This is a genomic window from Bacteroides sp. RCH18 (genome assembly GCF_058231005.1).
Genome location: NZ_JBIPTC010000001.1, coordinates 3,707,177 through 3,719,132, shown reverse-complemented (window position 1 = coordinate 3,719,132; position 11,956 = coordinate 3,707,177). Strand labels below are relative to the sequence as shown.

8 protein-coding genes are annotated in these 11,956 nt (G+C 47.2%); 1 reads left to right on the top strand and 7 read right to left on the bottom strand.

Features of this window, described 5'->3' with window-relative positions; translation table 11 throughout:
* Positions 1 to 7 precede the first annotated feature (7 nt).
* From ACHLI0_RS14490 to ACHLI0_RS14465, 6 genes are all read right to left on the bottom strand, one after another.
* A complete protein-coding gene (locus tag ACHLI0_RS14490) occupies positions 8 to 1,324 on the bottom strand; it encodes a PepSY-like domain-containing protein (RefSeq protein ID WP_490749467.1) in 1,317 nt (438 codons plus the stop codon).
* A 155-nt stretch (positions 1,325 to 1,479) separates the two neighbouring features.
* A complete protein-coding gene (locus ACHLI0_RS14485) occupies positions 1,480 to 1,932 on the bottom strand; it encodes a PepSY-like domain-containing protein (RefSeq protein WP_490749466.1) in 453 nt (150 codons plus the stop codon).
* Between the two features lie 41 nt (positions 1,933 to 1,973).
* Complete coding sequence (locus tag ACHLI0_RS14480; RefSeq protein WP_490749441.1) at positions 1,974 to 4,985, bottom strand: fimbrillin family protein; 3,012 nt, start codon at positions 4,983 to 4,985, stop codon at positions 1,974 to 1,976.
* 281 nt (positions 4,986 to 5,266) lie between these two features.
* Entirely contained in the window at positions 5,267 to 6,514 is a 1,248-nt protein-coding gene (locus tag ACHLI0_RS14475; RefSeq protein ID WP_490749442.1) for a fimbrillin family protein, read from the bottom strand.
* Positions 6,515 to 6,574: 60 nt separating this feature from the next.
* The gene (locus ACHLI0_RS14470; RefSeq protein ID WP_490749465.1) at positions 6,575 to 7,516 is read right to left on the bottom strand and encodes a DUF5119 domain-containing protein; all 942 of its coding nucleotides are present in this window, start codon (positions 7,514 to 7,516) and stop codon (positions 6,575 to 6,577) included.
* Positions 7,513 to 9,219 carry a DUF3575 domain-containing protein gene (locus ACHLI0_RS14465; RefSeq protein ID WP_490749464.1) on the bottom strand — a complete coding sequence of 569 codons (1,707 nt, stop codon included), beginning with the start codon at positions 9,217 to 9,219 and terminating at the stop codon, positions 7,513 to 7,515. Before ACHLI0_RS14465 ends, ACHLI0_RS14470 begins: the two co-directional genes overlap by 4 nt.
* Before the next feature lie 262 nt (positions 9,220 to 9,481).
* Here ACHLI0_RS14465 and ACHLI0_RS14460 point away from each other — a divergent pair, with 262 nt between their 5' ends.
* Positions 9,482 to 10,375 (top strand): helix-turn-helix transcriptional regulator, encoded by an 894-nt coding sequence (locus ACHLI0_RS14460; RefSeq protein ID WP_490749463.1) that lies wholly within the window; start codon positions 9,482 to 9,484, stop codon positions 10,373 to 10,375.
* Between the two features lie 246 nt (positions 10,376 to 10,621).
* Here the strand turns inward: ACHLI0_RS14460 and ACHLI0_RS14455 are convergent, their stop codons facing one another.
* A complete protein-coding gene (locus tag ACHLI0_RS14455) occupies positions 10,622 to 11,830 on the bottom strand; it encodes a phage integrase SAM-like domain-containing protein (RefSeq protein ID WP_490749462.1) in 1,209 nt (402 codons plus the stop codon).
* Positions 11,831 to 11,956 lie beyond the last annotated feature (126 nt).

Genomic DNA, 11,956 nt, shown 5'->3' with positions numbered 1-11,956 from the left:
TTACGGTTTAAAGTATCGTTCCGTCAGCTTTAACTCGTAGCTCCTTTTCCTGCTTGCCGCTCTCCAGCTCGATGAGATAGTATTCCACCTGCGGTGTCTGCACATACTCGATGTCATCTATCTCGTCGTAGTTTGCCCACGGTGATGTGGCAATGGCGTCCTTCACGGCTTGCGGCAGTTCGGAGCGGCGGACATCCCACTCGGTGCATACCCATGCGTTTGCACCGTTGAAAAGCACCTTCTTCTTGACTTCTTTTCCTATATTGATTTCTTTATGCCGGATTTCCACTTCGAGCAAGCCGTCCTCCCAGTCATATTCGAGGATGAGCGCACCGGGGTACTTCGTGTTGATGAACTCCTTGACTTCTTGTGCCACCATCTGCCCGTTTCCCTGTCCGGGCTGCGGTCTTGCCTCCGTCACCGTTCCCTCCAGCGTGATATCCACTTTCACATCCTCGTCATCCGCCGATTCGAGTTCGAAGCGGTAGAATTCGCCCTGTGGGGTGTCAAAGTAGTCTATGTCGTCAATCCAGTAAGCGCTATACTTGCTTCCCTTGAGTGCTGTAAGGACCTGCTGGGGCACCTGGTCATAGCGTACTTCCGTCTTGGTGTACTGCCAGGCTCCGCTGCTGTCGAAGAGCAACTCCCGACAGAAGCATTCATTTCCTTGCACGTCAATGAGTTCCACTTCCGTCATACCATGCTCATAGTCAACATCTGTGATGCGTGCTTCGGGGTGTTTGTTGCGGATATAGTCTTCGATGCCTGTCGAAGGCTTGGAGGGGATATAGTCCTCGTAATCATAGTCATTGCCTGCACCGGCCACTTTCTTGATCAGCACGCCGTCTGCCGCGTAGTAGAGATGGACCTGGGTCTGCGCGCCTGTGCCTTCTTCCTTGCGGGCTTCGATCACGTACACCGTCTCCACGCCTGTTCCTCGGTCAAGCTGGTCGGCGTAGCTGGTGATCCACCAGGGTTCCTGGCTGTATTCGGTCTTTTCGAAAGCTTGCTGTACGGGTGCGGGAAGTGTTTCCTTCGGGATATCTGTTTCGGTCATATACCATTCTCCGCTGTTGTCGAACCAGCCTGTGTTGCTCAGAGAGTCTGAGGCGGTGCGGGTGGCAGTGGCGGGGGTAGAGAAGGTGGCAATCACATAGTTTCCTTTGCTTCTCCAACGTATGTTTGAGGCTCCGGGATATTTGGCAAGGAGCGCTTCCTGCGCCCGGTGGCTTACATAATCTGCCGCCGGGGCATTGTCATCGTTTGTACAAGCGGCGAGGGTGACCAATACGCCTGCCGCCATCGTCTTCAATAAATTCTTCATGCTTGTAAAATTTTTAGATTAAGTGAATATTATCCCCGGGCACATTCTCCGCTGTCCGGGGGAGCGGGGAAGGAGAAGAGGCGGAAAAGGATCCGGTACTCCTCTTCCCCAGTCTGAAATTGAGTTAAAATACCCGGACTCCTCCGGCAATATTCTCAGTCGTCATAACCGATAACGGTGAATTTGCTGTCGAATTTGATTTCAAGTCCTCCGGAGAGTTTGATTTCCCATGTATAGGGCGTCCTCTCGATCTCACGGATGAACTGTCCCCGGAACATATCGTTCCGTGCGACGAAATCGGAAATAGCCTTGGGGATGATGGCCGCTGGGACGGGAGCGTACTTGCGCTCGACGCTTTCCCAAGAACCGTCGGCTCGGAAGTCCACCTCCGTACGGTCCGTGTAGGTCACCTCATATTCTACAGTCATGATTTTGTGGTCGGCAACGGCATAGGCCAGTGTCAGGTCCTGGAAATGCGTTGAAAGAAACTCACGCGCGGCAGCCGGGAGGCGATCAAAACTTATCGCTTCTTCTCGTCCTTCAGCATACGCTGAAGGAGAGAAAAGCAGACACACAATAAAGATAAAATAAACTGATAGTCGTTTCATAATTATTTTTTTAGTGTTTAAACAAATGGTTATAACGGAAGTTAATTGTGGCCTACATACATAGGAATAACGGCACATGCGTCGCTGTTGCTTCTAAGCGTATTGTCTACATGCAAAAATCCTCCTTGATTTCCGGCGGAGAGCTCCACAGTATACGCTTTTCTGCTCTCCCAGTTAAATGTAGCGGTCCAGAAATGCGAGGTGTTTCCGCCTGCATGACCATAATCTATGTCTACTCCGTTTGTGCCTCCGGCATATGGAGCAGCGAATCCTGTAGCCGGGATAAAGATCGTTTTATCCTCCTCCTTATTGCTAGGGTTAGTGTAAAAGTAGACTCCATAGTCATTCCTATAAGAAGCATTATTTACTCCCGGAGATAGCCAATTTGAGTAATCTTCATGAGTTTCATGATTCTTCCCGTCGCGGGATAAACCAGTGAAAGCAGCCGCTGGCGGCATGCAATAGCCATACGGGCAAGGGTCATAGATAGTCTTGACTACTCCTCCATCATAATTATAACTGCCGTTGGTATGAAAATTAGCATTGTCCCAACGATTACGGAACTCGTCATTACACCATGTAGAGTAAGTACCACGTATTTTACGATATAAACACCTGGGTCGTTCAAGAGCTACAGCAGTATTAGGAGCGTAATCATCCCACTGCCGAAAACCAAGTTTCCCATCTCTATCGGGATTGTCCTTATGATGCCAGACTGTAAACCAACATTTCTCCTCCCACTGGTAAGTCTCCTTGAATTCCGTTGGAGGAAAAGGCACAGGCCGTCCGTGCTGATATAGAGGTGTACGTCCCGGCTTGCGCATTTTATAGCTGAGACGTTTTAGAGTAAATACTTTTGTCTTCCCTCCAGTAGCCTCTTGCTTGATGCGTATCTTGATAGAAGATTCCGGAAAACTCGCCGATTGACCTATACAGTGTCCTAACGGCATTCCCATCATTCGAAAGCTTTTACCAGCATGATTTGTCATGTTGACGTCCGTGAATGGAGATTGTGTGTACTGGTCTACAGCTGAATCAAGTTTGTATGGAGTTACCCAGATATGCCAAGCCCATAAGACAGCATTAGAAGTATTCTTTAGAGCGATAACTGCATTTCCCTGTTTAATATTAGCGCTAGGTATATCAAACGAGAGATATCTGTTTTGCTCACCTTGAATATTTGCGAGACGGATATTCGTGACTAAATCCGGAACATCCTGCCATAAGAGTTCGACTTTATTGAGTTGGCCCGGATATCTCTCGACTATCCATTTTCCATCATGAATCCCCTTACCAGCATGATCTAACAGGGGAGACAAATACCCTCCTCTGGCATCATTAGTACCGTTATCAACCGATGATTTGTTGAATACATTGCCTTTTATAAGATTACCATAGACAAGAGGAATACAATAGTATCCCGGTCCGTTGATAACATAACAGTTGGCAGAATATGCTGCTCCTGTACCTTGGCTGTGAGTGGCAAGGTTATAAGGTGAGGATGCCAGGCCTTTGAATTCTCCATTTTTCAGTGTTTCCTCTTCCGGATTCCCCCATACTGGATTACCTATATCCGTGTAGGCATTGATTATGATGTTGTCGTTAACGCCTGGCTTGTTCTGACTCCAAGATAAGAATTGCATATACTTATTAAACGCTCCATTATTGCCTGGGAATGCCTGCCAGGTAGCTCCATTGTCAGTGGAATAATCTGCTGTCCAAGGTTCATGTGTTTGGGTGCCGTTTCCGCCAATGACTGTACTATAGCTTTGGAATTCCAGTTTTTTATTTGTAGTTCCGTATCCGAGGACAATCTCCGATTCTATTGGTCTTTGATTTTCGCTATCCCATGCCTCAAGCGTATACTCCAATTTCGGGTCCGGAGCAGTGGGTGAGTTTGATAGTGTGAATATATGGGTCTTTCCCTCTGCGATCTTTCCTGTCCCGTAAAGGTCCAGGTTCGAGATCTTGGATTGGCTGACTCCTTCGGGCTTGAATTTAATATTTAGATGTACTGATCCGCTTTGATTATTCTGGTTTGGATATTGCGGTATGACAAAAAAACAGCCTCCTTGAATAAGGTCGGTGTTCTTGTCTGTGATTCCGGATCCGTTTTGTAGTAGTGTGAGTGTGCCCCGGCTCTGCTCGTCTAATGTCCAATCGAAAGTTCCGGGTCCGTTCTTGCCTATTTCGGCAGTGGCTTTCCGGACGACATTGGTTAATTTGATCTCCTCGAATGTTCCTTTGTAGAAGTTTTCGCTTGTACGTACCTGTACAGCGGAAAGCGCGTGTTGGAAGTTCAAGTTGGCAGGCTTGCGGCTGTCTCCCGTAGAGACCTTGGAAGATGCCACAAGCAGGTCGACGGTCTCGGCGGAAGTGGTTTTCTCGTTCATCTCCAGGTCGAAGGAAAGCCCCTCGCTGGAGCTGTTTTTTCGTACATTGCTGATTTTGAAGTTCTCCTTGTTTACCGAGGCATCCGTATGGTAAGGGGCGTAGGCATAGAAAGATACCGATCCTGACACGGGCCATTTGACGTCTGTGCTTCCTGTACCCCCTGAGCATACTACTTGCCTGTTTTCCATCAGGTTAAACGGACCGGTGGGACTGAACTGGCTGTAGTTGACTGCGCTCACTCCGAAAGAGCTTATGCTGCTGACCTTCACTCCGCGTGTGGCGGGAAGTCCGCAGGGCCGGTCGGCTAAGAATCCGCTCTCATCCGTGCTGTCGGGAAGGGCGGATGCCATGTTATCCAACAGCGAGCTGTCTATCCCGTCGATCACCTGCACGTGAAGGTACACCGGCTTGCCGTTCTCGGAAAGCTCGTCAAGTTTGACCGTATAGGAGGTGTCAGGAGCGAAAACACCGCTGCCTGAACGAGTGCTGGAATCGGTCACCCATTGGTCGGGACTGAGGGCTTCGAAGGTAACGGTATCCGATTCCCTGCCGTCTACCAGTTGCTCGTCTTGGCAACCGGTTAAAAAAGGAAGGGAAACAAGGGCTCCCGCCGACAAGGCAAGAAAGAAGGAGCCTGAAAAAAAACTTCTCTTATTCATAAGTTTGATCATTTATTGTTTAATCGTAGTTTTCTCTAAATCTTCAGACAGAAAAATAAGGCCGGTGCGCATATAAAAAACAAGATAAACATGGCCTGAATAAGAAACCGGGAGGGGGATAGAGCACACCGGCTTTCACCTCGGAGTGCTCCCCAAATAAACCCAAAACTAGAGGGGATACCTATCTCTGCGCAACCAATAGCCAAGAGCTTAAAACGGTCCAACCCCGCCCGGTCAAAATATAAATCACCGAGTGATTTTATAGAATAATTACATTGGTTTTACATAGGTGGTATTTCTACGGTATTATCGGTTCCCCAGCCCTCTACAGTAACTGTAAATTTAATAGGTTGGCCTTCATACTCCTCACCGCCATCACCACCTCCCGGAGGAGTAGGATCAACATCCGGATCCGGTTCGGGCAGTGGAGTCGGGTCAACTTGTCCGGAACCGTTACTAAAGTCAAGAGTATAAGTATATTGCTTGCCGCCCTCAATATTGAATGAAAGAGGAAGCATTGCCAAACCGTACTTAGTTTCACTTCCTACAACTATATGTGGGCGATTTTCAGCGTCGAATGTAGTTACGCGGCAGATAACAGAAAGATATGTCCCACTAGTGTTTGTTTGGCTCCACTCTGTACTTGCTTTTTTCGTCGGGAATACCATGAATGATTGTCCCGCCGGTAGAATAGATTGTGCTGAAGCATTTAGAGTAAGAGGCATTTGCTTTGTATTCCAGCGAATGCGGAAGTCCCCATGCGGAGTAACATCTGTATGGCTCCATTCACCTATTACGGTATCTCTCACCTCTGTTGGCACATCTGGAATACCATTTAATTTATAAGTACCACGGTTCTGCATGTTAACTATACGTACTCCCATTACTTCCACTTTTCGCTCAGTTGCCGGTTTGTCGCACTTTGCCTTCACACTAATTTTAGACATCAAATGATAAAAGTTCAATGGTACATTGCCCTGTCCATCGCTTTCCCTTCCATCATATTGAGCCATAGCGACATCGTGCATCCCGTGATGTGATGTCTCTAGGCTATTATTTATACTGTCTGTATAATTACCGGTTTGATCCAGATAGTGTATTGGATGGATTTCGAAATCCTTGATGAATGGATACTTACCATAGCTACCGATTTCCTCAGTAGTCGGTTCTCTGAAATACTGGTTCGTTGTACCAGTAACAGCAAAGAATCTTAGGAATTTGTCTTTTCCTTTCCAGTTGTGAGTTCCCTGATAAGTCCACGCATCTCCTTCTTTTGTAACATCAATAGGACCGAAGTAATGCTTATTCTCATGGGTGTAGCAGACTACTTTGAATTTGTTGATGTTCTCCCCGGTCAGCAAATTAGTACTACGTGTACCGATGAGCGATTTATCCAAAATAGTTCGGAAAGTGATTTGTCCTGTTTTTGCAGCCTCTTGAGAAGCGACATTGTCATTGATCACTTCATCTTGGGAACAAGACACCATGGCTAAAGCAGCCAAGGCCAGAAGATAGTTTTTTTTCTTCATAATAAAATTGTTTTAAGTGATTAATTAAAAAAAAATAGACTATGCTTTTTTATAGTGTTGTTACATCTGGATCTCTACATCCTCTCCCTCTCCCCATTCGGACACATCCGGATTGAAACCGCCTCCGTTTATAATCGGCTTGGGAAGTTCCAGACCGTCGATGAGGATCTCTATATTGCGGGGATCGGCGGCGGTGTGTATTTGCTCCGTGACGTCAAAAGTCTTATAGAACTTGCTGCCGTCCGCTACCACGGCATAGATGGTTAGCTGGTGAGGATCGTTGAGCGAGGGGCAGTGACCGAACACGCGGAAGCGGCTACTGATGACAGACTCCTGGTCGGAATCTGAAGAAAAGGAGACAGTCACACGGTCAGTGGTCAGTTCGCACATTGCCGCCTTCAGTCCGCCCGCCATACTTGAGAGTGATCCGCTCAGGTTGGTGGCATACTTCAGATTTGTGACGTTGATGACCTTCACCGTGTAGTTGCAGAGCCCGTTTTCGGGATAGAGCGTAATTACATAGCTTTTGGTTGGGTCATCCAGATGGTGGTCTGTGTCAGCAGCGTGCCAGAGTTTGTCGGGAGCGTGAACCACACGCTCGTCTTCCGTACCATCGGCGCGGGGAGGCTCGGTTCCGCGTACTCCGAGGAACGAAAGTAACGAGGTGTTTACGGTTCTTATTTCAAAGTTCTCCCATTTATCGGCACCGGCTATCAGATTGGTTTCTGAGTCGCTGTTGATGCCTATGACGTGATATCGTCCCAACGGTACCTGTATCGTTCCGCCGTGCTTGCCACCGAATTGGTAGCGCTGGGGGCTACCCCCTTCTTCGGGAATGAAATAAATGTCCATTGATTCGGGGTTGGCAGTGGGGGCGTTCGCCCAGTCGAAGACCACTTTCACCTCCGCGTTGTGGGTGTGGTTATAGCAAAGTTCCTTGTGTTCGCACGAACTAAGCAGCAAGAATGCCCCGACTGATAGTATGCCGAATATTTTTCTCATTTTAGTTTTCCTCCTTTCTTCTCATTACAGTTGCCACGGCCTATCAACCACACAAGCGATACTTCTGCCTTGGTGGGACCGAACCAGTGACGGTGCTTAGTTTCTTTCCACACATAATGGGTATCGAGCGGGTCGTACACGCGATACTCACCGCCAAAGTATCCTATACCTATGCCGAAGTCGATGTTCAGGCGGCGTGCCACTGGCAGTGAGTAGCCGTATTCGAGACCGGCCCCATAGGAAGCCTTGTCAAAGAGCGTACCGCCGGGTTTTCCGCCCATATATCCTTTTCCACCCAACTCGAAGTCGTAGGTTAGTGCCTGTAAATAGAGCCCCAGATGGTGTCCGGTTAGCGGCTTGCGTTCCGCACGGCTACCGAAATATTTGCGTACGTCGAGCTCGCCGCCGTAGATGCGCCAGTAGTTATGTGCACGACCGTTCTTCCACCAGGCGTGCATCCAGGATGCTCCCACGGTCCATCCCCGTCCAAGATGGAACTCAATCCCGATGTTGGGAACGAGGGCAAGGTCATAGAGCATATTGGTCTTGACAGCTACCTGGAAGGGCAAGCGGATGCGTTCTTCGGTTTGCGCGGTAACATCGGCCGCCATGATGTTGGCCTGAGCGGCTTCGGCAGCTGCACGCCTTGCCTTTTCAGCGGCAGCGCGTGCGCGTTCAACCGCTTCGTCGGCCTGTGCCTGTGTACGGGCGATGACGGCTTCGGCGTTTACCCTTGCCACGTGGTCGGCGGGCACATGACCAATGGCAGCAAGTATCTCCTCTGCATGGTGGCGCGCCTGAGCGGCTGCTGCGAAAGCTTCGTCAGCAGCTTCGATCGCGGCGTCGGCAGCCTCCTGTGCTCTTTGAGCTGCAGCCGAAGCCCGAGCGGCCGAAGCCCGAATGGTAGCCGCTTCTTCAGGCGTGATTTTTTTGTTACCAACAAGCGTCTCCTTGGCGGCGGCCACTGTCTCGGCGGCGGCTGCTACAGCGATATCCGCTTCACGTTCGGCACGTGCCGCTGCGGCAAGCGCCTTGTCTGCCGAGACATTCGCCTTGATGGAGAAGTCAGAGGCCTGGGCTATATTTACACTGTGGTCAGGGATGGTGTCATACTCACACACCACACTAATGCATGCGCCGCGCAATTCCGGGAAGAAATGTTTGAACATATAGTTCCAGGCACGCCCTCCACGAAGCATACCTAACTGCCTCTTGCGACTGTCTACAACCTTATTGTTCTTGAATACCCACTCGGGAGTATTATTCAGGATGCCAAGCACTTCTTCCTTGTAAGGCATCTGCGAGGCTGTCACCAACCTGATTAACCCATCCCAATCCACACCGTGCGAACTTAGTGCGATGAGCGAATCCGCCAGCGGAACCTCCCGTACAAAGTAGTTACGCATTGTATTGCCTCGCTTTAGGCTCAATTGTTCATTGAGATTGTTCGTCCCCTCCGGTGAAGAACCGGACTCCAAACGCAACTGACGAAACACGATAGTCGAGTCGCCCTTGAGTCTTCGGAGCAGCTTCACTGCATCCGACAGCACTGCAGCATTGTTACTGAACGATGGCTCCAATTGGGAGCGTCCAGTCCGGAAATGAATCCTCAGCCCCAAAGTGTCAGCGCAAGAATATCCCTGCCCGCGAACCGACCCTAACGAGAGAATCATAACCATGATTAATAATAGCTTCCTTTTCATATTTATTTTATCAACAAAATCCTTCTATGTTTTCTGGCATATTGTACTGCTCTATATATAATAGAGCAGTACTGTCAATATGGATATAAGAAACCAATGATTTATAGTTAGTTATATCATGTTCTATACATCATATGTTTCAGCATTGCAAAGAATGACTGAAACGGTCTGATTTTAGAGATACAGTAGCATGTATTTTAGGTAATTATATAGAATAGTGCTGAAACAATACTGAAACATTTAGTTATATAAATATGGTATTATGAGCGAAAGGAACCAATCATTACATTATTTTAAGGAACATTTATCCTGCAAACATTATCTTACGAAGAGCGACACCATTTTCGATTATAAAGAACTTGATGGAGGCATGCTGATAACACTGGATACTTCTTCCACGCATCACCTGCTTATTTTTGTGGAGGGAAATTGCGTTATCGACTGCAACCAGTTCACAAGGAGGAATTTTTCCGAAGGAGAGATGGTGTTGATACCAATGTCCGCCCGTTTTTGGGGAAGGGTGAGCCAACGGCTTAGGTTTGTGGATATGCGCTTTGAAGTGCCAGTGAGTTGTTGTGACAAAATGGTCTTGCGCAGCTATTCGCACTTCAAGCCAAAAATAAACTACAACTTACGTCCTACGCCTGTGCGCAAGCCACTACCGGAGTTCTGTGAGACACTCGCCTTCTGTCTTCGTAATGAAATGTATTGCAAACATTTTCACGAACTGAAACACATGGAACTGCTTTTTTACCTAAGGGCGTATTATTCAAAGGAGGAAATCACCGAACTACTCTACCCGCTAGTGAATCGTTCAATGGATTTTAAAGCATTCGTTTGCCAAAACTATAAAAAGGTAGACTCGCTTGATGAACTGATTTCAATCTCGAACATGAGCAAACGGAGCTTTTTTCGGAGATTCAAAGTGGAGTTCAACATGACGGCATACCAATGGATGCTGAAACAAACGTGCAATAATATAATAAAGGAGTTTTCAACTCCGGACGCTACTTCAAAGAAGATTGCCGATAAATTAGGATTCGAATCCACAAGCAACTTTTGTAATTTCTGTAAACGCAATATGGGATTCACGCCAACCGAACTTGCACAAAAGTGCCTGAACGGAGAAATCAAACAAATAGATTTGGGGTGTTGATTATATACTCATACCTATTCTACGAGCATGTAAGCGAAAAATAGGAAATATATAAATTGGCAATATGTGTAAATACAAATTGGCACTAATTTGCAATATATGTATGCATAATTTTATATATCTTTGCAGCCGAAAAAGATTTAGATAAAAAAACAAATGTAAAAATACTGCTCTATTATATATAGAGACGGGCGCAAAAATAACGTTTTTCACATTTGTTGTCAACACCCCGTTTCTTAAAAAAAATTAAAGCATTGACATCTGTTCGTTTACTTTGTCCACCACGTTATGGTCAAATTCTTTCAGATAGATTCTTGTGGTTTTCTCGGTAGTGTGCCCCAATCCCTCGCTGATAATGGCGGCAGGCGTCCCCATTTCCTTGGCTAACGTCGCCCATGTATGCCGCGCCACATAAGTGGTGAGTTTAGTGTCTATGCCGCAAATTTTGCCAATCCGTTTTAGGTTGCGGTTCACGTATTCCAGCATCTGCCGATATTGGCGGTGAAGTTGCCAGTCATCCTCCCCGTGAAGAACCGGAAAGACATACGGAGAGACGGAGTCATATTTATCAATCAGCTTTCTTAGTTGCGCTGTGAGCGAGACTTGAAGCCATTGGTTCGTCTTATGCCTGAAATAACCGATCACCCCATTGCTCACATTGCGTTTCTTCAAGTATATGATATCCACAAAGGGCATCCCCCGGCAGAAGTAACTGAACATGAAAATGTCCCTGGCAAATTCAAGCTGGGGAGATCTTGCAAGATCGGCATGATAGATTTTTTGCAGTTCCGCGCGCTTTAAGGCCCTCTTGACCGTTTTACGCGGTTTGAAGTATACATGAATGAAAGGATCGGTATCTGTTACGCGATATCCCTCGTTTTTTGCTTGGCGGTATATTGATTTAAGGTTACGCATATAATAGCACACCGTGTTAGGGCTTATGCCTCGCCTGTATAGGAATGTCTCGTATTCACTGACAAAGCACGCATCAATCTCTGATATATACACTATGCGTGAGCCTGTAAATTCTGCTATTGACGCACGGGTATGCCGCAAGGCAGATTCCGTTCCGAACCGTTTAAGGGTGTGTTTGTTTTCCGCCTTCAAGTCCATATAATGCAGCAGGTTCAGTTTATTGTGCCCGATATCGTACTTCACCACTATGTCTGATACGCTGTATGGACTTCGGCGTGCTTCCAATACAGAAATATGGGTATTCAGTTCACGTAGCATTTGCCTGAGCTCCCGGTTCAGTTCTCCAACTTCCCGTTTGCTACGCACGTTCTTGGAAACAAAACGCACGCACTGTATGGTGGGGTCAAATTCCTCCTCAAAGAGTTTGTATGACGTATATATAAGTTTTTTCTGACGCTGGTGAATGAGTTGGAATACCAGCGGGTAGGTACCGCTTTTAAGACAGCGGTGTCTGTTTAACGTTAGCTTTACTGTTGCCATTTCTTTAATTTTAAATTTGAACGGCAAAAGTAGCATTAAAAGTGACAATGGTTTGTTTAATGTTGAAACAGGAAATGTTTCAGGATACTTGGGCACCTTCTATATAATAATTACCCTTGCCGCAGA

Excerpts from the sequence above, each read along its gene's own strand:
- ACHLI0_RS14480 (WP_490749441.1), bottom strand. The coding sequence starts at position 4,985 with ATGAATAAGAGAAGTTTTTTTTCAGGCTCCTTCTTTCTTGCCTTGTCG.
- ACHLI0_RS14465 (WP_490749464.1), bottom strand. The coding sequence starts at position 9,219 with ATGAAAAGGAAGCTATTATTAATCATGGTTATGATTCTCTCGTTAGGG.
- ACHLI0_RS14485 (WP_490749466.1), bottom strand. The coding sequence starts at position 1,932 with ATGAAACGACTATCAGTTTATTTTATCTTTATTGTGTGTCTGCTTTTC.
- ACHLI0_RS14490 (WP_490749467.1), bottom strand. The coding sequence starts at position 1,324 with ATGAAGAATTTATTGAAGACGATGGCGGCAGGCGTATTGGTCACCCTC.
- ACHLI0_RS14470 (WP_490749465.1), bottom strand. The coding sequence starts at position 7,516 with ATGAGAAAAATATTCGGCATACTATCAGTCGGGGCATTCTTGCTGCTT.
- ACHLI0_RS14460 (WP_490749463.1), top strand. The coding sequence starts at position 9,482 with ATGAGCGAAAGGAACCAATCATTACATTATTTTAAGGAACATTTATCC.
- ACHLI0_RS14475 (WP_490749442.1), bottom strand. The coding sequence starts at position 6,514 with ATGAAGAAAAAAAACTATCTTCTGGCCTTGGCTGCTTTAGCCATGGTG.
- ACHLI0_RS14455 (WP_490749462.1), bottom strand. The coding sequence starts at position 11,830 with ATGGCAACAGTAAAGCTAACGTTAAACAGACACCGCTGTCTTAAAAGC.